We start from the raw sequence: 22,488 nt of genomic DNA, 5'->3' as shown, positions 1-22,488 counted from the left end.
GTCCTCGTGGCCGCGGGCAGGGATCGTCGCGCAGCCGACGTCATGAGGCCGGATGATCGTGTCGATGCGGGTCGGCGAAGAACTGTCGGACGACCCGTTCTGCCGCGTGTCCGTTCTGGAGATACTGGTAACGGGCGTTGAACGCCGCGATCTGGTCCCGATACCGCTCAGCGAGCTGGTCGAGATCCTGCAACGCGGTGATCGCGTCGTCGGCGGTGGTCGCCAGCGGTCCGGGCGCCGTGTCGATGTAGTCGAACAGGAATCCGCGAATGCCGCCGGTGTAGTCGGCGAGATCCGGGACGAGGAAGACCATGGGTCGCCCCGTAAGCGCGAAGTCGAACCGCAGGCTCGAGTAGTCCAGCACTGCCGCGTCGGCAGCGAGGATCAGGTCGTTGATCTCCGGATAATCGGTGACGTCGATGATCTTGGTTGTTCCGGACCTGGTCCGGCGCAGCGTCGAGGTGAAGCGGTGTCCGCGGAGCAACAGCACGAACTGGTCGCCCAGTCGGGCACTGGCCGAGGCGACATCGAGATTGTCCACCAGCTCAGCCGAGCGGTAGCTGCTGGCCAGATGATCACGCCAGGTCGGGGCGTACAAGATCACTTTCTGTTCCGGTGCGATGTCCAACAGCTCGCGTACCCGGTCGCGGCGTTGTCCGGCCGAGGGCAGCACAAGATCGTCGTCGCGGGGATAGCCCTGGTTGCAGATCGGCCCCTGGTAGGCGTACTCCCGCCGGTAGTACTGATCCATCTCCGGCGCGGGGGTCAGGATCAGGTCCCAGCCGGCACTCGTTCGCCCGAGCTCTGCGGCCAGCCGCCGCGGCGTGAACTCCTTGGCCCGCCACATCATCAGTCCCATGGCCTTGGCCGGATAACCGTGGAACGTCTGCAGGAACCGCTGCCCCGGCCGCTTGCGCCACCAGCGCGGGAAGTCGACGTTCTGCACCAGGTGTCCGGCGGTGCTGATCACCCGATACCACTCCGGGCTGTTGATCAACACAGCGGTGCTGCCCTCTGGCACCGGGGTCCGGGGGTCGGCAACGCCCCACACCGATCGCAGCTCGGGGAACATCCGTCGCATCGCCTGATCGATCGCCAGTCCACTGTCGGTCGGCTGCGACCCGTCATAGCTGGCGAAGTAGACCAGCGTCGGGTCGATCGGGCCCACGCCTTCCAGACACGCATTCTGGAGCTGCCGTTGGGGATAGCCTCCCGACTGCTCCACCGGCAGCGGGGCGCTCAGGCTGAAGCCGACCGCGCCGCTGTGCCGGCACAGCGGCCGCATCCGGGCTTCGTCCGTGCGTTGGAACTTCTCCAACGAGTCGATCAGTTCTGGGCTCATCCATGGCCGGACGCCGGCCGATCCCGGGGGCCGGACCTCGCCGTCGGCGGCCAGCCAGAGCGCGTACTCGCCACGTGGGATGCCGACCGGCCCGCGACCCCACGGGTCCCAGTGGAGCGGCATCTCGAACGCGAACCGTCCGTCGACGTCCGGCGCAAGTCGATGCCGGGTCAGCTGCCGCGGGCCGTCGACGATCATCTCCGATTCCGCCGGGGCGGCGGCCAGCAGCCGGCCCGACACCCGTACGCAGCCCGGCTGCAGGTCCAGACGCTCCAGCACGACGGCAGTGGCGGCCTCCGCCAGCATGACGTTGCCCCACTCGGTCCGGGCCGGCACCAGCTCGCCGCCGCCGGACCGCAGCCAGGCCCGCTCCGCCGACCAGCTCAGCGGATACTGCGTCCCGTCGCCTGCCTCGGCCCGCAGCGTCCACGTCAAGGCTGAGCCGGCGGGAACTTCGGGTACCCGCAACTCGGCGGTACCGTCGACGACGGGCGCCACGGCAACAGCGCGACCGCATCGCGCCCTGATCGCTGAGACGTCGACAGTGGCCGACGCCGCCGAGAGACGGACCGTACGGCCCGTCACCGACACCGCCGCCAGCGCCACCGGTTCGGGCGGCTTGACCTCGAAGGTCAACCGCCGCTGCCGTTGGACCAGCCGTACCGCGGTGCCCGCAGCGGTGTTGTGCACCGGGACGTAGCGGGTGCCCATCAGGGCTGCTGATCCTCGGCGATCGACGGTGACCTGATCGGTGCTCCGCCGGATCCCGTCGACCACGATCGTTGCCTCCAGCCGCCAGCGGCCGAACGGCAACCTCGACCGGTCGATCTCGACCCTGCAGCCGCCCGGGCGGTAGTCCTGGTACCGGTGGCCGACGCTGAGGTTGGCCTGGTCGTCCCACCGTTCGGTCACCGGAAGCAGGATCGGCTCGTGCTGCTGGTCGATCCGGTCCTCGGGCTGGTCCTCGGGCTGGTCCTCGGGCTGGTCCTCGGGCTGGTCGTCGGGGACCAGTCGTGCCCTGATCGCGGGTCGGCGACCGGCCAGATCGACCAGCTCGACGCGGACCAGCAGGTCGAGTTGGAGCCTGTCGCCGGTTGCCGGGCGAACCGCACGCAGATGCACCCGGGCCGGCGTCTCGGCCTCGCTCAGCTCGAAGACCGAGCGGGCGACCGGCGCCCCGGGATCGTCGAAGCCAGGAAGTTCGGCGTACACCCGCCCGGCTTCGGTCCTTGTGGCAACGTTGTCGCGCTCGAACCAGCGGGCTGCGACGAACTCCTCGAGCCTGTCGCGGCGGTCGGCCGACAGCAGCGCGAGTTTCACCCGGGATTCGGTCAGCATCCGGGCCTTCGCCCGGTCGTCCACCTGCCGCCACAGCCCCGCCATCGTGTTCCGCAGATCCACCCACATCGCGGCCGACATCCGCTCGACGTCGGCCAGGAAGGTCTGCAGCTGGCCCCCGCAGATGCCGACCAGCCAGTGCTCGTACAGGCTCGGGTCGGGCAGTCGACGAAGATGCTCCCCGACCGCTGTGACGTCCTGGATCCAGGCCGGGAGATCCGCAGTGGAGTCGTACAGCTGCTCCACCGGGGCCGCTCCCGCGCGGGTGCGTTCGGTGTAGGTGGCGGCCGCGATCACGTCGAACGTCCTGGCTGTCTCGAAGCACTGCAGAACCAGCCGGCTCTCCCCCTCGACCGCGACGAACGGGCGGCCCAGGGCACGCAAGAAGTCGGTGGAGAACAGCCGATTGCCCAGTGACAGATCACTGAGCGCCGCCGGGAACTCCGTCAGCGTGGTGCGCATGCGGTCGATGTCGTGTACCGGGTCGCGTCGCGGCAGCGCCGACGGGAGGACCGATGGCGGTGCGGTGATCCGACCGACCGCGAAGTCGGATCCGCTGCCGTGCAGCGCGGTGAACCCCGCGGCGATCGCGTTTCCCGGAAGGGTGTCATGGGCGCGCAGGAAGCACAGATACCGGCCTCGCGCCAGCCGCACGCCACGGTCCCGGGCCGCCGCCAGCGACGGATTGTCGCCGCGGACGAGCCGGATCCGATGATCGGCCTCCTCCCAGCCTTTGACTGCGGCAGGCAACCTCTCCCGCCCTGCCGTACGCCACCACCAGGATCTCCAGGCTGCGGTGGGACTGATCGGCCGCGGATCGCAGCGCCTCGTCGAGGTAGTCCAGGCTGTCGTCCGATGCGGGCAGCACGATGGTGACCAGCGCCCGGCCGAGTCGCTGCCGGACGACGGCTCGCGCGACCGTGCGGGCTGATCGACGGACCGGTGTCGGTGCTCTACGATCGAGCTCCTTGACGGTGCGTCCGACCCGCAGTCGCAGTGTCGACGTCAGCGTCGCGGGGAATCCGGATGTCATCGTCCCGCCTCGGCAACCCACTCCCGGACCGACCTGCCCTCTCGGTCGAAGTCGAAGGTGAACCCGGCCTGATAGCCGCCCGCGGCGAACCGGTCGCCGACCCACTCCGCCTCCGAACGGCACCAGGCTATGTCCAGGTCGTGCCCCAGCACTCCGGCCATCATTACCTCGTTCCGGCCGGTGTAGGACTCCGAGGCAACGAGGATCGCTGTCTTGGGTTCGGGAGTGAACATCAGGGTGAACATCCCACTGCCGATGAACCCCGCGGTCAACTCCGCCTGACGGAACATGCGCACCTGGTCGGGCAGCGGATGATCTTCGGGGAACACCACGGTGAACCCGAGGGATTCGAAGTATCGCTCGACCTCTGTCGCGTTCCGGCACGCCCGCTTGCGGATCCGGCGGCCGATGAAGATCCGCTTCGGAGTGTCGTCGGCTGTCGACCGGGACGCCAGGTTGTCGCCGATCCGGCGCCACACCTCGGCGATCCCGGGGTGGATGTAGTCGGGGTTGGACAACATCGGTGTCGCCGAGACCAGTCGCTCGACACGAACCGGGCGTCGGGTGAAGACGATGTCGTCGGCCGGGATGCCGGCCGCGCCGAGGAGATCGATCTCCCAACCTGCGAGACCGCGGCGCTTGTTGAAGTGCATGATCGCTCTGGTCGACCGATCAGCCTCGCGGGCCTGCTCCCAGGCCCACAGCCGGGACACCACCTCGGTCAGCATGTGCCCGAAGTGACCCCGGACCTCGTTGTCCAGATGGAAATACGCACCGGGCAGGGTCTCGATGGTCCCGTCGTCGGGCTGTTCGACGAACCAGGCGGGCTGGGTTGCATCCGCGAAGTCCGGGGACAGCTCGGTCACGTACCGGTTACGCAGTCGCGACCTGGCACCGTGCCGGTAGGTCTCGGGCAGGATGATCGAGCCGGCGGTCACCACCTGTCCCGGAGACGAGACCACATCGTCGTAGGTCCGGAGCGTGAGCGTCGGACCCTGCCAGCCTGTCGTGATCGGGATCAGGTGGTCGTACTCGCTCATCCGGATCCGGCCGGTGAACCGCTGCTCGGCGGCGGGCCGGCGAGCGATCTGGGTCCCGAGATCCGGCCGGAGGCGCAGCAGTTCGCCGATCTGGTCCTCCCGGATCTTCGCCTGGGCTTCGCGTCCGCCGACCAGCACAAGATGGCTCCGGTGCAGCCGCGCCGACCGGACGGCTTCGGCGAACCGCCGGCGGTCCCCCGCGGGCGGCTCGACCACCGGCAGCAAGTCGGCTGGTTCCCCATCGGTCCGCTCGCTGCCGGGCGCGATCCGTCCGGCAAGATCAGCCATCAACCGACCGAACTCCTCGCGCTGCCTATCCGGGGCATCGGGCCGCCTCAGGCGGAGCATGATCACCACCCCACCGGGCCGGACCGCGAAGATGTACTGCCGCAGTCGACGGATCCGACCGCCGCCCGAGGACGCGTCGATCAGCAGGTCACACGGACCGATGGCGGCCAGCGCGACGTGGAGCCGCGAGTGGCCCTGACCGGTCGAGAGCCGGTGGACGACGGCCTGCGGCCTGATCGCCAGTACCCGGGCGCCTTGATCATCGTCGTGATCACCGGACGACGGACTGACCAGGACCACCACGGGTGCCGGGACATCGGCGAGCTCATCGGCGAACACCGCACTGACGAGGCCGTCGATGCCGTTCTGCTCCGGCCTCCGCCCTCCGGATTCGCTGTGTCTGCTGGAAACATCCCTGATCGACAGTGCTGCACGGACCCGGTGCCGCACGCCACTCAGAACTCGCCGTGCAGCTGGGCGGAACCTGCTGGGGAACGTCACCGGGAACGCTGTTGACCGTGCCATAGATCGCCAAGGCTATGTCGCAGAGCGGTCGTTTCCGCCCGACGCACGGCGGACTCTCAGCTGGACGAGAATCCTCCGCCACGCGTCAATTGAGGCCGTGTTCGGCCAACCAGGTACGACGCCGGCTCGCCGATGCCCGGGAGAGCCAGGCGTCCTGGATGATCTCGCGGAGTTCGTCGCGTGTCAGTTCGCCGATCCGGGACCCGCGGACCAGCACCGACGGGTGGCCGTCGAAATGCGGTGTGCTGAAGAACGGCGTCGACGCGTCCTCGATCAGCGCGGTCTTGGCCACCTCGTCCTCGACCCAGAAGACGATCACATCGTCGTACCGTTCACCGGTCTTCGGATCGTACGCGTCCGGTCGCTTGGTCCGGAAAAAGACGAATGACTTACCGCCGACCTGGTAGACGGGGTTGCCGCTTCCGCCGTGCACGACCGTCACGTAGGGCATGGCTTCGGCGAACCGGTGGACATCCTCGACCGTGGCCCTGCGTCGTCCTCCTGATGAGCGCGGCATGGAGGTCACGCTAACGTCAGGAGGCCCGCTGCGCACCCGCCTCGACGACGGCCTTCTCCAGCTGCTTGCGGCTCATCGACGAGCGGCCGCTGATCTTCAGCTGCTGGGCCAGCTCGTAGAGCTCGGCCTTGGACAACGCGGACACATCCTGCCGGTCGTCCTTGGCAGAGCCCTGCTTCGTGCCACCGGAGCCCCTCTTCGTCGGGTCCTTCTTGTTGGCACCCTTCTTGTTCGACCCGCCGCCCCGCACCCGGTCGATCGAGGCCTGCAATGCCGCGGTCAGATCGATCACCTCGGCGCTCGGCTCCTCCTCGGGCGCCTCGAACTTCTCGTCCCGACTCTTGGCCTCCACCAGCTCGTTGACGCGTTCGGTGTAGCTGTCGTGGTAGCGCTTGGGATCCCAGTCGGTGCTCATCGACTCGATCAGATTCATTGCCATGTCAAGATCCTGCTTCCGCAGGGAACGGCGGTCCGGCCGGTTGTCCAGCACCTTGTCCACCTGCTTCACTTCATCGGCGAAGTACATGGTTTCCAAGATCAACACGCCGTCGTAGGGCCGGATCACCGCAAGGTGTTCCTTGTTGCGCAGCACGAACGACGCGACCGCCGCACGACCCGACTCTGCGATCGCGGCCGCCAACAGCGCGTACGGCTTCCCGGCGCTGTCATCGCGCGGCCCCATGAAGTAGCTCTTCTGGTAATAGACCGGGTCGATCGACTCCAACTCGACGAAGTCGCTGATCTCGATCGCCTTGGTCTGCTGGGGCGAGACTTCCTCGAGCTCCTTGTCGCTGAGCACGACATACTCGCCGCTGGGCAGTTCGGTGCCCTTGGCGATGTCGGAGTAATCGACCTCTTCGCCGGTGTCCTGGTTGACCCGCTTGTACCGGATCCGCGACGTCGTGCCCTGTTCGAACTGATGGAAGCGGACCTCGTGTTCCTGCGTCGCGGAATACAGCGAGATCGGGATGCTGACCAGTCCGAAGGACAAGGCTCCGGTCCACATGGCGCGCGCCATCGGTACTCCTTCCGCCCGGCGTGTTTCACCTGGCCCTGATCACATTGTGCGCGGTACCCAGCCCGAAGGGTGCGAAAAAGCCCGCGGCGACGTCGTTGTCACCGCGGGCCGCCGGCCCTCCGGCGCCCTCAGGCCACCGGAAGATCAGAGGTGCAGTACTTGCACTTGGTCGCGCCGACCGGAAGATCATCCGACAGGCAGGCCGGACAGGTCTTGGCCGGTGCCGGGTCACCGAACACCGTGACGCCGCGCCGAGCCTGGACATGCTTGTAGGGAACGACGATCAAGAAGTAGACGACCGCCATGAAGATGATGAAGTAGATGATCGCCGAGATGAACGCACCAACGTCGATCGTCGTGGCGTGATTGCCCTTCTCACCCAACGGGATGCCAAGGCTGGCCGCCTCTCCGCCGGCGAACCTTGCCACGATGGGGTTGATCACCGAATCGGTGAACGACTTGATCAAGGTGCTGAACGCGGTGGCAACCACCAGGCCGACGGCGATCACGATCACGTCACCGCGCATCAAGAAGTTCTTGAAGCCCTTCATGCTTTCCTCCTTGAGCCGCCACATTCGGGTCGGTCAGGTGGCGGACGACGCGTCGTACGCTATCGCTCGTCGACGGATCAGCCGGTCAGGAACACCGGCTTGTGACCAGATCGGAAGCATTCCAGTCAAATTTCAACCATGGGATGTTGTCCGGCTCATCGGAGACGTACGACCTCGAAGGTCCGGCTGGGTCGAGCGATCTCGTCCTGGGCAGCGACCAGTTGCAGTTCGCGCGCACCGCGTTCCCGGGTGATCTTCAGCACGCCGTACGACACCGCGGCTGTCTCGGCCAACGCCTCCACCGCGCCCGACCCGAGCCCGTGCTCGAGCAGGCTGCCGAGGAACACCGCAGCGGTCAGATCGCCGGCACCGGTGAAGGTCTGGGAGATCAGCGGAGTGGTGACCAGCCACGCGCCGGAACCGTTGACCAGCAGCATCGACAACCGGTCGGGCTGATCCGGGCCGGCGACGCTGGTCACCATGATGGTCTCCGGACCAAGATCACGGGCGGCCTCGGCGGCCCGCAGCACCTCATCGTGGGATCGGGTCGGCAACCCGGTGAGCAGGGCGAGTTCGAACTGGTTGGGCGTGATCACATCGGCTGCCGGAACGATCCTCGACCGCATGAACTCCGGGATCCCCGGCCGGACGTAGACCCCGCGGTCGGTGTCGCCCATCACCGGATCGCAGCAGTAGATCGCCGCCGGGTTGACCGACCGCACCCGGTCGACAGCCTCCAGGATCGCGGCACCGACGTCCTCACCACCCTGATAACCCGACAGCACGGCATTGCAGGTGCCCAGCACGCCGCGGTCCTCGATCCCCTGGACCACCTCGCGGATGTTGTCGGCGGTCAGCATCGGCCCGCGCCAGGACTCGTAGCTGGTGTTGTTGGAGAAGTGCACGGTGTAGACCGGCCAGACCTCGATACCGCGCCGCATCAGCGGGAACGTTGCTGCACTGTTGCCGACGTGGCCATAGGCCACCGAGGACTGGATGGACAGGACGCGTGGGAGGTCGCCGGCGGCGTTTTCGATCACGGACGGCATTCTTGCGGCAGCGCCGCAGGTGAAGGCCATCGGTGAGCGCCGCGGGTGAAGCGTTCCGGCGTACGGACACGAGGACCTGGACGGTGCATTACCGACCCGGATCCGCCAGACTGTGCTGCGTGTTGAAGCCAGAGACATCTCTTCGGTCCGCCCCGGCGGACTTTCCCTGGACCGAGGATCTGCAGGATGTGTTGACCGCGCTGGTCGCGGACGAGGTTCGCGACGGGCCACATCTGCGGATCTCCTACGAACTGGGCACTTCCGACCGCGTGGTCGCCGCGCTCGACCCGACCAGTCAGCACTACGCGGCGAGCACCATGAAACTTCCCCTGGTCCTTGCCGCCTACCGCCTGCGCGACCGCGGGACCCTCGATCTCGACTCGACAGTAACCGTCCACAACAGCTTCACCTCCCGCACCGGTGGGCCGTTCAGCATCGATCCGGATGAGGACTCCGACGAGGAGGTCTGGGCCGCTCTCGGCACCGAGGTGCCGCTGCGCTGGTTGTGTCGCCGCAGCATCATCCGGTCATCGAACCTGGCCACCAACCTCGTTGCCGACGCGGTCGGGTTCGACGCCGTCGCCGAGGTGATCGCCGACTGCAACGCCACCGGCGTCGAGGTCGTCCGCGGCATCGAGGACTACGCCGCCCAGCGCGCGGGCATCTCCAATGTGGTCACCGTCAGCGGGCTGAACCGCATCCTGCTGGCGCTGGCCGACGGAACCGTCGCCGAGGCGTCCACCTGCGCCGAGGTGCTCGGCATCCTGGCCGACAACCAGGTGGACACCGACATCCGTCCCGGACTACCGCCCGGTACCTGGGTGGCTCACAAGAATGGCTGGGTGAGCGACGGCGTGCTCGACGCAGCGTTGGTCAGACCGGGCGGTGCAGCGGATCCGGACGGGCAGTTCGTCTTCAGCGTCGCGATCAGCGGGGTCTGGCCGAACGAACGCGCCCACGAGTTGATCCAACGACTCGCCGGCACGGTCTGGGATCGCCGTTCCGGATCAACCGTTGGCTGAAAGTTTCCCCAGAGGGACCTTCTTCCCTCCGGACGCGGCGGCCCGCGCACCTAGAGTTGGGGCCATGGCGACCCGGGATGCTCCCAGCCGTCGTGTGCAGAACGACCGTCGGGCCGACGTCGACCTGGAGCTCACCAGCAACCGGGAAGCCGGCGATGATCCGGGCGCCCGGCGCGACACCGGTGGTCGGCGTGCCCCGGGACACCACCGGGTCCGACAGCCCGGTGACGTCCCGATCCTGTTGGACGGGACCGACGACCGGTGGGCCTGGCGGCGGAAGATCCGCGCCGACCCGAGGAAGGCGCGCATCTATCGAGTGCTGATTGCGGTGCTCGGCGTACTCCTCGTCCTGCTTGGGGCCGCCACCGGCCCGCTGCCCGGCCCCGGCGGCATACCGCTGGTGCTGCTCGGTCTCGCCGTCTGGGCCAGCGAATTCGAGTGGGCCCAACGGCTGATGAGCTGGTTCAAGAGACTGCTGCACCGCTTCCGGAGTTGGAGCCGGCCCAAGCAGTTGTCGGCCTGGTTGATCTTCTTCGCCTGTCTGGGTGCGATCGGTTATGCCGACCTGCTGGTCCTCGGCGTCCCGCTGTGGATGCCGCAGGCGCTTGCCGACGGGCTCGGCCGGCTGCCCGGGGTCAGCTGACCGTGGCCGTTCGACGAGCCGCCGCCGTGCGGCGTCGCGCTGAGGAGTTCCCGTTCTTCGACGCGCCGTTCCTGGCCTTCGCCCACCGCGGCGGGGCGGCGTATGGACCGAACCGTGGGCACGAGAACACGCTGCAGGCGTTCCGGACTGCCGTCGATCTCGGCTATCGCTACCTGGAGACCGACGTCCACGCCACCCGCGACGGCCGGCTGGTCGCCTTCCACGACGACCGTCTGGACCGGGTCACCGACCAGGTCGGAGCAATCGCCGAGCTCACATTCGACGAGGTGCGCACCGCCCGGGTGGGCGGCGACCGGACGATCCCGACGCTGGCGGAGCTGTTGGAGGCATTCCCGGCGGTCCGGTTCAACATCGACTGCAAGGCCGACAACGCGGTGGGACTGCTGGCCCGGGAGCTCGTCGAGCACCGAGCCACCGACCGCGTCTGCGTGAGTTCCTTCAGTGTCCAGCGGTTGCGCCGACTGCGGCTGTTGCTCCCCGACGTGCCGACGGCAGTGAGTTCGCGGGCGGTTGTGCAGCTGCGCTTCGCACCGTTCCTCTCCGCGATTCCGACCATCAGGGAGCTGGTCGACTCCCCCGGCATCGCACTGCAACTGCCGGTCACCACCTCAGTCCTGGGGCGGCGGGTCACGGTGATCACGCCGAGCCTGGTCGCGGCGGCCCACCGCGCGGGGCGGCAGGTGCACGCCTGGACCATCGACGACGGCGACGAGATCAACCGGCTGATCGATCTTGGCGTTGATGGAATCTTCACCGACCGGATCGACACGTTGAAGGACGTACTGTCCGATCGGGGCCTATGGTCTGCACCATGACCGCAGACAGTGGCGTCCCGGCTGGCCAGGACGCCGTCGCCGGTGCCCAGCCGGCCCCCCCGAACCCGGGGGCCGGCTTCGTCAAACCCTGTTGCTGCACAGGCCGGCCCGGCTCGGGTGAAGCGTCGTACGGTACTGGCCTGGGCGCTCTGGGACTGGGCGTCGGCGGCGCAGAACGCCGTCGTGACCACGTTCGTGTTCGGCCCGTACATCGTGCAGGGCGTGGTCGGCGACGCCAGGCCGGGCGGACTCTCCGGCGACACCTGGATGGGCATCTCGACCGCGGTCGCCGGGGTCTGCATCGGTCTGATCGCGCCGATCAGCGGCAAGCGCGCCGACGCCGGTGGACACCGTCGCCGCAACCTCGCGATCTGGTCGGCACTGGTACTGCTGGCCATGATCGGCCTGTTCTGGGTGCGCAACGACGTCAGCTATCTGTGGCTCGGCCTGGCGTTGATGGCCGCAGGCAATGTGTTCGCCGAGTTCGCCGCGGTCTCGTACAACTCGATGCTGCCGCAGGTGGCCACCAAGGAGACGATGGGCAGGGTGTCCGGCTTCGGCTGGGCGATGGGCTACTTCGGCGGCATCTTCCTTCTGCTGATCTGCTACGTCGGCTTCATCGCCCCGGAAACCGGCTGGTTCGGCGTGGGCGACGAGGGCGGGCTGCGGTACCGGTCGATCGCGCTGATGTCGGCACTGTGGTTCGCGATCTTCGCGATTCCCGTGCTGATCGCGGTGCCGGAGATCCGGGCCGCAGCCAAGGTTCGAGTCGGAGGCGGCATCGTCGACGCCTACCGGCAACTGGTCAAAGACATCCGCAAGCTGTTCCACGCCGACCGCCACGCGGTCTATTTCCCTGCTGGCCAGCGCGCTCTACCGGGACGGCCTGGCAGCGGTCTTCTCCTTCGGTGCCATCCTCGCGGTCAGCGTGTACGGGATGGCCGCGAGCACCGTGCTGATCTTCGGCGTCGTCGCCAACGTATCCGCCGCCGTCGGCGCAGTGGTGATGGGCCGGTTCGAGGACCGGATCGGGCCGAAGCGGGTGATCCTGATCTCGCTGACCGGTCTGCTCGTGATGGCCACGACACTTCTCGTGGTTGCACTCATCGAGCCGGCGAACATCACCACGCTGTTCTGGGTCTTCGCACTGATCATGGTGCTGTGGGTCGGACCGGCCCAAGCCAGTTCGCGGTCCTTCCTGGCCCAGATCGCCCCGCCCCAGCGCGAGGGCGAGTTGTTCGGGCTGTACGCCACCACGGGCCGCGCCGCGTCCTTCATCGCCCCCGCGCTGTTCGCCGTGTTCTCCGGGCTTTTCGGCGACCGGATCGGTATTGTGGGCATCATCCTGGTTCTTCTCGGCGGGGCTGTGGCGCTGGTGCCGGTGAAATCTCCCGCTGCGCGGGCCAGAGCGGATTTCTAAGCCGATTCTTACGGTGTGCCTTCGACTACATTGCGGGTACTGGGCCCTTTCGGAAGGGAACATCTGAATCGACCCGGACGTTGAGCTAGGCGAACACATCGGGAGGTAAACCATGGCTGATCGTTCTCTGCGCGGCACGGGTCTCGGCTCAAAGAGCTTCGAGGATGAGACCGGCGTCGAGTTCGCGGCTCGCCAAGAGGTGGGCTACATCTGCAGCAACAAGCACGAGTTCTCGTTGACCTTCGCCGTGGAAGCCGAGATTCCTGCGGTTTGGGAGTGCCCGCGGTGCGGTGCCGAATCGCTTCGCCTGGACGGCACGCGGCCCGAGGTCAAGGAGGAGAAGCCGGCGCGGACGCACTGGGACATGCTGCGCGAGCGTCGCTCAATCCCCGAGCTCGAGGAATTGCTGGCCGAGCGGCTTGATCTGCTCCGCAGCGGCGAGCTGGGACCGAACTACGCAGCAACGGCAAGCAGCGGGAAGTCCCGCAAGAGCGCCTGATTCATCAAGGCCTGACAAGGGGCGTCGACAACCATCCGGGTGTCGACGCCCTTTCTTGTGTGCCCGCATCCTTCGGTCCCGCATCCTCTGGTCGGCGCCGCACCCTTTACTCGTCCGCGCACCCTTTACTCGTCCGCGCACCCTCTACTCGCCCGCGCACCCCCTACTCGCCCGCGCGCCCCCGACTCGCCCGCGCACCGGCTGCAGCTGGTGCGAAGCCGACGAACTGGTGCGAAGCCGACGAACTGGTGCGGCGACGATCGACCCGGCGAGTCAGCGATGATGGACCCTGCGGGTCAGCGTTCACTGACCTCGCCGCGGATGACCACCGGTTCATCGGGATCGTGCGGGCCGCGGCCCGACCCGTTCGCCGGTCCCTCGGCGACAACCTCACCCTCGATCACGTCGCCGTAGCCGGACCGTTGAGGCCCCGGGGTGGCAAGGTCACCGAGCCCGGGCATCCTGCGCTCGACAGCCCGGCGGAGCAGCGCTGCCGGGAACCTCCGGGTGTACGGGACAAGGCAGATCACCCCGACCAGGTCGGTGATCAGTCCGGGAACGATGAGCGCAACACCACCGACGACGACCAGCATCGTGTCGATTGCCTGCCCGATCGACTCGCCGGGTCGGAGTACGTCGATCGGCCCGCTGGTTGAGTCGGAAAGAGTACGCCAGAAGGATCGCCAGCGCCGGCGGATCAGCCAACCGCCCAGCGCCGCCTCGGCGATCAGCAACAGGACCACCGGCAGCGCACCGATCCGGTGCCCGATGATCACCAGCAGCCAGATGTCGATGATCGGCAGAACGACGAACAGGCCGACCACGACCGCCAGCCACCGCCGTCCGAGCCGGATCACCGTTCCACCCGTCGCCGCGCCATGTCCCGAGTGTCTCTCATCCGGCCAAATCCGGGCTCCCGGCCCGCCGCTGCCGGCGCCCGACGACCACACCGGCGATGCAGCAGACCAGCGCGGCTGCGGCGAGGCCGCGATCCAGCCACGGAGCGACCCGGACCGCGGGCGTGATCGCGGTCCGCAACGGCATGTCGACCACCGTTGCTGCCGCCGTACGCTCCGCGGTCTGCCACTCGACCCGGCCGTCCCTGCCGATGAAACCGGAGACGCCGTTGGTGGTTGCCACCGCGATCTCCCGTCGGGTCTCCATCGCCCGCGCCCGGGTGATGGCGAACTGCTGGGCGACCTGGCCGGTCCCGGTGTAGGTGGCGTTGTTGCTCTGCACCATGAACACCTCGGCGCCGGAGTTGATCACGTCGTAGATGGTGTCGTCGTAGGCGAGTTCGAAACAGATCGCGTCGCCGACGACCACCTCGTGCTGGGTCGCGCCGCCGAGGGTGATCGGCACCCTGAGCGCGCCGGGCTTGGTGCCGGGCACCGACTGGGGGCCGACCAGTTGCAGGATCGGGAAGTGCGGCAGCAACTGCTTGCGGAACGGGATCCACTCGCCGAACGGCACGAGGTTGCGCTTGTCGTAGCGGGCGATGATGCCGCGCTTGGGGTCCCACCACAGGCCGCTGGTCTGACGTTCGTCCGGGCCCGGACCGTTCATCACGGCGCCGACGAAGATCGGCTTGCCGGCAGCCACGGCGGCGGTCTCCACCTGGTCGGCCGTGATCGGGTCGGCCGTGGGATCGATATCGGTCGAGTTCTCCGGCCACAGAATGAAGTCGGGCCGCCGATACCGGCCCTCGTCGACCTGCCCGATGAGTTTCTCGGTCTCCGCCACGTGGTTTGCGGTCACCGTACGCATCCGGCCCATCGCGTCGATGCCCTCGCCCGGAACGTTGCCCTGAACGATTCCGACATGCGCGATCTCGCCGATGCCGTTGCTCGGATCCGGATTCCAGTGTTGCAGGCCGAATCCGGCACCGACGAGCCCGACCCAGAGCGCCAGCGGGGCGACGACCAGGCGCGGTCGCACGAGCCGCCGCAGCCGGCCGGTGATCAGGCCGAGCGCCAACCAGGCCACCGACTGCGCCAGCAGAGCAACCGTGAAGGACAGCCCGGCGACGCCGATCATCGGCAGCAGTCCGTCCAGCGGCGTGCCGACCACGGTATAGGCGATCCGGGTCCAGCCGAAGCCGCCGAACGGGTAGCGGGAATAGAGGTACTCGACACCGGTCCAGGCGGCAGCCGCCATCACCGGCCAGAACGGGAGCCGGCCGATCACGGTGATCGCCACGGCCAGCAGTCCGAACGCCAGCGCCTCGAATCCGACCAGACCGAAAACTCCCAGGTACGCGACCGCACCACCGCCCACGATCACCCGCACCCAACCGATGGCGACCGTCAACATCGCCAGCCCGAAGACATAGCCGGTGAGGAACGCCCGTCGCGGTCGGGTGCCGTGGGCGGCCAGGGTCAGTCCGGCGACGCCGACGAAGGTCAGCGGCCAGATAGCGTACGGCTGGAAGGCGAACGCCACACACAGACCGGAGAGGGCGGCAACCAGAAGTCTGAGCAGCAGCGGCATCCGGACGGTTCCGCCACTGCTCTGCCGACCGGTGCCGACACCGCTGCGGGTGTCGCGGCCCGCCACCACCTCGCCGGGCTGGGGCTTCGCCGGCCACGGGGGCGGTCAGGACCTCACGTTCGAGCACCACCCGAGGGTACCTGCGATCAGACGGCCGGACGATCTTCGTACGGCACAGACAGCACGACGGTGGTGTGGGTGGAGACCTTGCCCTTGCTGCGAATGACGGCCAGCAGGTCCTCCAGCTCCGCGGCGTTCCCGACCTGCACCTTGAGCAGGTAGTTGGCCTCACCGGCGACCGAGTAACAGGAGACGATCTGCTCGATGTCGCGGAGCAGTTCCGGAGTGTCGTCCGGCTGCTCGGCGAAGAACGGCTTGACCTCGACGAAGGCGGTGAGCATCAGCCCAAGCTGTTCCGGGGCGATGACCGCCTTGTAGCCGCTGATCACTCCACGCTGCTCGAGCTTTCGCACCCGCTGCTGTGCGGCCGAGGTGGACAGCCCTGTCGTCTTGCCGATGTCGGTGTAGGACATCCTGCCGTCGCGGGCGAGCAGCGAGAGGATTTGTCGGTCGAGCTTCTCCATGGAGCCAAGCGTGCCAGAATTTCCTCCTGTGTCGCACCAAAATCCCGACGAACCCCGGCTGCTGCTGTTGGACACCGCTTCGCTGTACTTCCGCGCGTTCTTCGGCGTGCCGGACAGCATGCGGACCCCGGACGGGCGCCCGGTCAATGCCGTACGCGGTCTGCTCGACTTCATCGCCCGGCTGGTGACCGAGTACCGGCCGACCCACCTCGCCTGTTGTTGGGACAATGACTGGCGTCCGGCCTGGCGGGTGGAGCTGATCCCCGGCTACAAGGCCCATCGGGTGGCCACCGGCAGCCAGACCGGGATCGCCGAGATGTCACATTCGAAGGCGACCCAGCTCGAGGACTCGCCGGCCGATCTCGCGGCCCAGGTGCCGATGATCATCGACAGCCTCTCGGCACTCGGCCTGGCGATCGTCGGGAAGGACGGTTATGAGGCCGACGACGTGATCGGCACCCTGGCCCGGACCGCCGGGATCCCGGTCGACGTGGTCACCGGCGACCGGGACCTGTTCCAACTCGTCGACGACGACCGGCAGATCCGGGTGCTCTACACGGCCCGCGGCGTGGGCAACCACGACCGCGTGGACGATGCCTGGCTGCAGGCGCGGTTCGGCGTGCCGGCTGCGGGCTACCGGGATTTCGCCACTCTGAAAGGCGATCCTTCCGACGGGCTGCCCGGAGTCGCCGGGGTGGGCGAGAAGACCGCCGCGAATCTGATCACCAAGTACGGGAACCTGGACGGCATCATCCAGGCTGTCGCCGCGCCGGACTCGTCGATCGCACCGGGCGTGCGCGCCAAACTGACCGCGGCCATCGAGTACCTCGCCGTCGCACCGGAGGTCGTCGGCGTACGCGACGATCTTGATCTCGGGGTCAGCCTCGATGATCTTGAACTGCCGACTGCTCCGGCCGATCCGCAACGCTTCGCCGAGTTGACCGAGACGCTCGGACTCGGCGGCAGTGGTGATCGCGTGCTGGCGGCCCTCGGCTGAGGCGTCCTGCGGCCGTCGCCGGTCCGAATGCGGGGAGGGACCGGTCAGCGGGCGGGTTCGGGATGGCCGATGACGCGCCTGACCGCGTCCAGGAAGGGACGGTCGTCGCCGGGCTGTTCGCCGAGATAGTGCCGGGCCACCGCAGGGCGCCGGCCGGCGAGCGGATCCTTGACCAGCAGTTCGTCGAGGACCTGCTCGACGCTCTGATCCGGTCCCCCGATCAGGGTGTCGTAGCTGATCAGGTAGGCGGCAGCCGTGCTGGGCAGATCGGTTCGTGCGGTCGTCGGCGACTGACCGGGCGGAAGCACCACGGCGTAGGGTTTCCCGGTCGCGAAGTAGTCGACCAGCACACTGCCGATGTCGGTGACCAACGCATCGGAGAAGTCGATCTCCTCGGCCACCGGCGTGTTCCGGTGCTCGGCAGCCGTCCGGTGCGGCCGGCCGGAGTCGTCCCGGTCCCTGCGCAGCAGATCGTCGATCGCCGAGATCTCCGACCGTTCCCGGGCGCCCAGCCAGCTGAACGGATGGGGCCGGAAACTGACCACCACTCCCCGACGCAGCAGCGCGTCGACGACGGCCGGTCCGACCGGAAGGGAGCTGAGCGTGGTGTGCGCGTTGTAACCCCGCCAGGTCGGTGCATACAACACCGACGGCGGATCCACCTCACCGATCGGCCGGCCGGCGCCGCGCAGGCCGGCGGTCTGCGGCCGGCCGACGATCACGAACTTGCTGGCCGGAATCTTCACGCCGGCCTGCCCGTAGCGGTCGATGGCTGCCTGGCCCGCGACGAACACCCGGTCGAACATGCCGTGCATCGGGTGCACCGACAACTCCTTGTCCGAGTCACCGTGTCCGAGATAGATGTGGGTCAGGTTCCGATAATTGACCAGGGTCGAGTTCTCCGCGATCCCGTTGACGTAGAACGCGGCCCGCAGGCCGGGGACCATGATCGCGTCGAGGTCGCTGCCGGTCGGCAGCAGGACGATCGGCGCCTTGGTGATCGCCCGGGTCGATGCCAGCGCCTCGGGGAAACTCAACGCCACCAGGTAGGGCAGCTGTAGCCGTTCGAGGATCGGGACCCACATCGCCAACTGGTACGACGCATCGTTCCGCCGACCGGTGTAGATCACGAACCGCGGCCGGTAGGCGGCCACCGCCCGGTGCAGCACCTCCCGATGCCGCGGTCTGCCGCGTCGCCGCAGGTAGGCAGTCACCAGATTGATCAACAGTCCGAGCCAGGCCAGCAGCATGCCGAGGAAGACCAGCCATCCGGGCAGAAACAGGATCATGAAGATCATGATCATCACGATCAGTGCTGAGATGCCCTGGCTCCACCGACCGGTCGGCACCGGGACGGGCCTGCGGTAGCCCGGCAGTCGGTATCCCGACGGCGGGTTGGGGCCGTGCACCGCACCGATCAACGGCAACCCGGCAACGGCCCCGGCCGTCCCGATCGCGGCGACGACCCCGGGCCAGTGCTGTCCACGCAGGACAGCGATGACCACCAGCGCCAGACCGATCGCCGCAGCCATCGGCAGCTGCCCGAGCACGGCTCGGAGCACCGACCGCGGCGTCATGCCGGCACCGATCCGCGTTCGACGCCGTCCAGCAATGCGCGGCTGGCCTGCAGAAAACCCTCGGCTGCCTGCAGGTTCGGCAGATCGCCGAGATAGTAGCGGCGCATCCGCTCCCGATCCGTGGCCTTCGGGTCGCCGATCAACAGCTTGTCCAGGGCCGCTGAGAGGTCGCTGAGGTCGTCGGCGATCGGGTAACCGGCGGCTGCTGCGGGTGCCTCGGTGATCAATTCCTGCTCGGTCCTGCCGACCGCGACCACGGCGAACGGCTTGGCTGCCGCGAGGTAGTCCGAGATCACCGCAGACACATCGCAGATCATCGCATCCGAAGCATTGAAGCAGTCCTCAACACTCAGCTCGTCCTCCGCGGCCGGACCCCACCGGTGATCGGTACCGGTACGCTCCCGATCCGCCTCCAACAGGGCACCGATCTCGGCGATCAGCCTGCGGTCGGGCGCGAACCGGTAGTTGAACGGGTGCGCCCGGAAGAGCACCCGCGCCCCGCGGTCCAGCAGAGCCTCGACGATCGGCCGGCCGGCCGGCAGCGAATAGACCCTGCTGTCGGCGTACGGCCCCTGCCAGGTTGGTGCGTACAGTACGGTCGGCCGGGTGATCCGGCCGATCGGTCCGGTCGCTTCGGTGATCTGCTCGATCTGCGGCCGGCCGACAATAGTGAACTTCGCCGCCGGAATGATCACGTTGTGCCGTGCATAGCGGTCGATACCGGCCTGCCCGGCGGTGAAGATCCTGTCGTAGATCGCATGCACCGGGTTGTAACACGCCGGCTTCTCCGAATCACCGTGGTTGAGCCAGACATGAGTCAGCTCGCGCCGCTCGATCAGGTGGGTGTTGCGGACAGCATTGTTGACGTAATAAGCGATCCGCATGCTCGGCACCACGATGTCCTCGAGACTGCGCAGCGTGGGACGGTACAGCACCGGGATCCCCGTACCAGCGGTCAGCTCGACCAACTCCCGGTGCATCGGCAACGCTCGGGTGATGATCACGAAGCGACGCCCCAACCGCCGGAAGTACGGCAACCACATGCCGACCTGATAGTGCGCGCCGATCCCCGAGGCGAAATAGACGCAGAACTCCGGGGCATACTCGGCGAGCACCGCCGGCACCCTTCGATCGGTGATCACCGCGGCCGACAGCCGTGCCCGCGCACGCAACACGGTGATGATCAACGCGACCAGATAGCAGCCGACCATGATCAACACCACGACGCGAAGCGGCTCGCTGCCGGTGATCACCGGCAGCCAACAGAGCCAGGCGATCGCTGCCGGTGCCAGCGCCAACAGCCAGAAGCGTCGCGGCGCCTGCGGAACGGTCAGTTCCGGAAGTCCGGTGGCGATCACACCCGGGTAGCGCAGCGCGCCGCGGATCACCGGTTCGGCCGCGATCCCGGCCGACATCACCAGCACACCGATCGGCAGGATCGACAACCCATCCCCAGCCGAGACGGCGGCTCCGGCGACCACCATGATCATCCGTGGGCCGTCCAGCGTCGGGACGCGGTCGGTGGCGGCCTGCCCGCAGAGGGTGATGGCCACCCCTGCCAGCGCGATTGCGCCGGCGATGAGGCCGGCCAGGTCCCAACCTTCGACCGCTGCAGTCAGGGCGACCACTGCCGCCACTCCGCTGATCATGGTCCGGGCGAGACTCTCCAGATTGCGGCGGACGGTGTCCTTGCTGACGGTCGTCGACCCGTCGTCGGATTCGGCGACCTCGGCGACCCGCGGCGCCGAGCTGTCACAGGCATCCCGGACCCCGCGGACGAAGTGATCGGCATACCCGTCGACCGGGAAATCACCGAGATAGTCGGCACGCACATCGGCACGGATCGGTGCCAGCCGGTCGCCGACGGGCACCAACAGCTCGTCAAGCACCTCGGGCAGCGAGGCAAGATCATGATCAACCAGATAGCCGGCCCTGGCCACCGGATAGGCGGCGACGAAACCTGCGGCATCGATGCCCGGCGGGGCGATCATGGCGTACGGCTTGCCCGATTGCAGGAAGTCCGAGACCACGCTGGACACGTCGGAGATCAGCAGATCCGCGACGTTCATGCAACCGAAAGCGTCCAGTTCGCTCTCGGCGTCCGGGCCATAACGGTGCCGGCGATCGCTGCGGCGCTCGTCTGCGGCCAGCATCGTCTTGACCCGTTCGATGATCACGGCGTCCTGGGGATCGTCATAGCTGAACGGATGCGGCCGGAAGACCACGGCGGCGTCCCGCTCCAGCAGGGCGGTGACGATCGCCTCCGCGCGATCCAGCGATGACAGCGCCGTCTCGCTGACGTGACCCTTCCAGGTGGGCGCGTAGAGGGCCACTGGACGTCCACCAGCCATTCGTTCGGCCCGCCGAGCCGGATCGATCGACCGGACCACTTCCACCTGCGGCCTGCCGACCACCCGGAACTTCGCCGGATCGATCAGCACTCCATGATCACCGTACCGGCGGTTGGCCGCCGGGCCGGCGGTGAAGATCCGGTCGTACATCGCGTGGGTCGGGTTGTAGGACGGCGGCTTGTCGGAGTCCCCGTGACCCAGATAGACGTGGGTGAGTTGGTGGTAGCGGATCAGCGCGCCGTTCCCGGAGGAGGCGTTGACGTAGAAGGCGGCGCGCAGCGATTCGTTCATGATCAGGTCGAGATCGGCCGCGGCCCGACAGCAGACCACCGGGACAGCGCACCGGGCAGCAACGGCCTCCGCCGGCAGTTCGTCGCGAGTGACGATCAGGAACGGACGCCCGGCCCGCTCCAGATAGGGCAACCACATGGTCAATTGATAGGAGGCATCGTCCGGCCGTGCGGTGTAGAGGACGAACTGCGGAGCGTAGCGGGCGACCGCTGCGGGAAGCAGGCCGCGGATCCGGCCGGCGATCCGGCGTCGCGTCCGCACCCGAAGGACCACCGCCGCCAACGGGACTGCGCCGAGCATCGCCATCACCGGCAACATCCAACCCGGAGCGCCGAAGACCTCGAGCAACGTCGCCAGCACGACTGCCAGCACGCCGGTATGCCCGGGCAGCCAGCCGTACCGGATCCGCGCCGGCAGCACCGGGAGGCCGGGCAACCTGATCGCGTACGGCGTCGGCAGCCGCAACAGCCGGACAACGAACGGCTCGGCGGCCGTCGTCAGCACGAACCCGGCCGCGGCCAGAGCCGCCCACCACACGCCGGCCGGGTCATCGATCGCCGGGCCGCGCCCGGCGGCCGCCGGCAGCAGCACAGCCACCAACAACATCCGCAGCCCGGCGAACCGGCCGAGTCCGCCGAATCCGTTCCGGATCCCGACGACCCGGCCCAGTGCCCCGGCAGAATAGATTGACTCCCGCGGATCATTCGGGTTCGCCGTCCGCGGGAATCGCAGAACGATCAGCAGCGCTCCGGCGGTCATCAGTGCCGGGCCGGCCAAGCGAAGTACCGGGCCGTCGGCGGGGATCGCCGACACCGTTAGTGCCGCAGCGGCGATCAGCACAGCGCCGGTGAGCAGACCGGCTCCGAGATCCGTCGTGAACCGGCGCAACACAACCGGCAGGCGGTCCGCGACAGCCAGGGACATGTGTTGCGTCTCCCGAAATCCGATGGGCGGTCCGACGGGCCGGCGCTGCAGGGTCCCCGGGCCGTCGGACACTCGAGTCTAGGGGTTGCCACCTCTGGAAACGGTGAGGTTGTGGCAAGCCGCGCGGCACGGTCCCGGTCGGCTCAGCCTCGG

The 22,488-nt window shown here is 67.9% G+C and carries 17 protein-coding genes and 1 pseudogene; 7 read left to right on the top strand and 11 right to left on the bottom strand.

The window, feature by feature from the left end:
• Positions 1-40 precede the first annotated feature (40 nt).
• The 6 genes from GJV80_RS06310 to pdxY all read right to left on the bottom strand — a co-directional run bounded on the left by GJV80_RS06310 (position 41) and on the right by pdxY (position 8,692).
• Positions 41-3,430 (bottom strand): CDP-glycerol glycerophosphotransferase family protein, encoded by a 3,390-nt coding sequence (locus GJV80_RS06310; protein ID WP_154687166.1) that lies wholly within the window; start codon positions 3,428-3,430, stop codon positions 41-43.
• Positions 3,431-3,709: 279 nt separating this feature from the next.
• Positions 3,710-5,566 (bottom strand): DUF563 domain-containing protein, encoded by a 1,857-nt coding sequence (locus GJV80_RS06305; RefSeq protein ID WP_154687165.1) that lies wholly within the window; start codon positions 5,564-5,566, stop codon positions 3,710-3,712.
• 85 nt (positions 5,567-5,651) lie between these two features.
• Positions 5,652-6,083 (bottom strand): MmcQ/YjbR family DNA-binding protein, encoded by a 432-nt coding sequence (locus tag GJV80_RS06300; RefSeq protein WP_154687164.1) that lies wholly within the window; start codon positions 6,081-6,083, stop codon positions 5,652-5,654.
• A 16-nt stretch (positions 6,084-6,099) separates the two neighbouring features.
• Positions 6,100-7,101, bottom strand: a complete 1,002-nt coding sequence (locus GJV80_RS06295) for a Ku protein (protein WP_154687163.1) — start codon at positions 7,099-7,101, stop codon at positions 6,100-6,102.
• A 128-nt stretch (positions 7,102-7,229) separates the two neighbouring features.
• Positions 7,230-7,652: an MscL family protein gene (locus GJV80_RS06290; protein ID WP_154687162.1), complete on the bottom strand. Its 423-nt coding sequence runs from the start codon at positions 7,650-7,652 to the stop codon at positions 7,230-7,232.
• Between the two features lie 155 nt (positions 7,653-7,807).
• Positions 7,808-8,692, bottom strand: a complete 885-nt coding sequence (pdxY, locus tag GJV80_RS06285; RefSeq protein WP_230208186.1) for a pyridoxal kinase PdxY — start codon at positions 8,690-8,692, stop codon at positions 7,808-7,810.
• A gap of 128 nt (positions 8,693-8,820) precedes the next feature.
• On the opposite strand from pdxY, the gene GJV80_RS06280 reads away from it, so the two are divergent.
• The 6 genes and pseudogenes from GJV80_RS06280 (at position 8,821) to GJV80_RS06260 (ending at position 13,121) form a co-directional block, all read left to right on the top strand.
• Positions 8,821-9,723 (top strand): serine hydrolase, encoded by a 903-nt coding sequence (locus tag GJV80_RS06280; RefSeq protein ID WP_195909192.1) that lies wholly within the window; start codon positions 8,821-8,823, stop codon positions 9,721-9,723.
• Positions 9,724-9,787: 64 nt separating this feature from the next.
• On the top strand, positions 9,788-10,366 hold the full coding sequence (locus GJV80_RS06275; RefSeq protein ID WP_154687159.1) for a PGPGW domain-containing protein: 579 nt from the start codon (positions 9,788-9,790) through the stop codon (positions 10,364-10,366).
• A gap of 26 nt (positions 10,367-10,392) precedes the next feature.
• On the top strand, positions 10,393-11,202 hold the full coding sequence (locus tag GJV80_RS06270; RefSeq protein ID WP_154687158.1) for a glycerophosphodiester phosphodiesterase: 810 nt from the start codon (positions 10,393-10,395) through the stop codon (positions 11,200-11,202).
• 267 nt (positions 11,203-11,469) lie between these two features.
• Positions 11,470-11,988: pseudogene (locus tag GJV80_RS24960) on the top strand (MFS transporter); the annotation flags it as partial.
• A gap of 64 nt (positions 11,989-12,052) precedes the next feature.
• The gene (locus GJV80_RS24500) at positions 12,053-12,622 is read left to right on the top strand and encodes an MFS transporter (protein ID WP_370518843.1); all 570 of its coding nucleotides are present in this window, start codon (positions 12,053-12,055) and stop codon (positions 12,620-12,622) included.
• 112 nt (positions 12,623-12,734) lie between these two features.
• Entirely contained in the window at positions 12,735-13,121 is a 387-nt protein-coding gene (locus GJV80_RS06260) for an RNA polymerase-binding protein RbpA (protein WP_154687157.1), read from the top strand.
• Between the two features lie 296 nt (positions 13,122-13,417).
• Here the strand turns inward: GJV80_RS06260 and GJV80_RS06255 are convergent, their stop codons facing one another.
• The 3 genes from GJV80_RS06255 to GJV80_RS06245 form a co-directional block, all read right to left on the bottom strand.
• A complete protein-coding gene (locus tag GJV80_RS06255) occupies positions 13,418-13,978 on the bottom strand; it encodes an FxsA family protein (protein WP_195909191.1) in 561 nt (186 codons plus the stop codon).
• Positions 13,979-14,015: 37 nt separating this feature from the next.
• A complete protein-coding gene (gene lnt, locus GJV80_RS06250; protein ID WP_154687155.1) occupies positions 14,016-15,677 on the bottom strand; it encodes an apolipoprotein N-acyltransferase in 1,662 nt (553 codons plus the stop codon).
• Between the two features lie 80 nt (positions 15,678-15,757).
• Positions 15,758-16,195 (bottom strand): Lrp/AsnC family transcriptional regulator, encoded by a 438-nt coding sequence (locus tag GJV80_RS06245; protein ID WP_154687154.1) that lies wholly within the window; start codon positions 16,193-16,195, stop codon positions 15,758-15,760.
• 28 nt (positions 16,196-16,223) lie between these two features.
• Here GJV80_RS06245 and GJV80_RS06240 point away from each other — a divergent pair, with 28 nt between their 5' ends.
• Positions 16,224-17,192 carry a 5'-3' exonuclease H3TH domain-containing protein gene (locus tag GJV80_RS06240; RefSeq protein WP_230208185.1) on the top strand — a complete coding sequence of 323 codons (969 nt, stop codon included), beginning with the start codon at positions 16,224-16,226 and terminating at the stop codon, positions 17,190-17,192.
• Between the two features lie 44 nt (positions 17,193-17,236).
• Here the strand turns inward: GJV80_RS06240 and GJV80_RS06235 are convergent, their stop codons facing one another.
• Together GJV80_RS06235 and GJV80_RS06230 are read right to left on the bottom strand one after the other, a co-directional pair.
• Complete coding sequence (locus GJV80_RS06235; RefSeq protein ID WP_154687152.1) at positions 17,237-18,769, bottom strand: CDP-glycerol glycerophosphotransferase family protein; 1,533 nt, start codon at positions 18,767-18,769, stop codon at positions 17,237-17,239.
• Positions 18,766-22,335 (bottom strand): CDP-glycerol glycerophosphotransferase family protein, encoded by a 3,570-nt coding sequence (locus tag GJV80_RS06230; RefSeq protein ID WP_154687151.1) that lies wholly within the window; start codon positions 22,333-22,335, stop codon positions 18,766-18,768. The genes GJV80_RS06235 and GJV80_RS06230 overlap by 4 nt, the downstream gene beginning before the upstream one ends.
• Between the last annotated feature and the right edge of the window lie 153 nt (positions 22,336-22,488).

This window comes from Microlunatus sp. Gsoil 973, from assembly GCF_009707365.1.
In the GTDB taxonomy this organism is placed as follows: Bacteria; Actinomycetota; Actinomycetes; order Propionibacteriales; family Propionibacteriaceae; genus Microlunatus.
The sequence above is the reverse complement of the archived record's forward strand: the minus strand, read 5'-3'. Positions and strand labels throughout refer to the sequence as shown.

Coding starts and splice junctions, on each gene's coding strand:
- GJV80_RS06275 (WP_154687159.1), top strand. CDS start 9,788: ATGGCGACCCGGGATGCTCCCAGCCGTCGTGTGCAGAACGACCGTCGG.
- GJV80_RS06245 (WP_154687154.1), bottom strand. CDS start 16,195: ATGGAGAAGCTCGACCGACAAATCCTCTCGCTGCTCGCCCGCGACGGC.
- GJV80_RS06230 (WP_154687151.1), bottom strand. CDS start 22,335: ATGTCCCTGGCTGTCGCGGACCGCCTGCCGGTTGTGTTGCGCCGGTTC.
- GJV80_RS06290 (WP_154687162.1), bottom strand. CDS start 7,652: ATGAAGGGCTTCAAGAACTTCTTGATGCGCGGTGACGTGATCGTGATC.
- GJV80_RS06300 (WP_154687164.1), bottom strand. CDS start 6,083: ATGCCGCGCTCATCAGGAGGACGACGCAGGGCCACGGTCGAGGATGTC.
- GJV80_RS06305 (WP_154687165.1), bottom strand. CDS start 5,566: ATGGCACGGTCAACAGCGTTCCCGGTGACGTTCCCCAGCAGGTTCCGC.
- GJV80_RS06235 (WP_154687152.1), bottom strand. CDS start 18,769: ATGACGCCGCGGTCGGTGCTCCGAGCCGTGCTCGGGCAGCTGCCGATG.
- GJV80_RS06295 (WP_154687163.1), bottom strand. CDS start 7,101: ATGGCGCGCGCCATGTGGACCGGAGCCTTGTCCTTCGGACTGGTCAGC.
- GJV80_RS06260 (WP_154687157.1), top strand. CDS start 12,735: ATGGCTGATCGTTCTCTGCGCGGCACGGGTCTCGGCTCAAAGAGCTTC.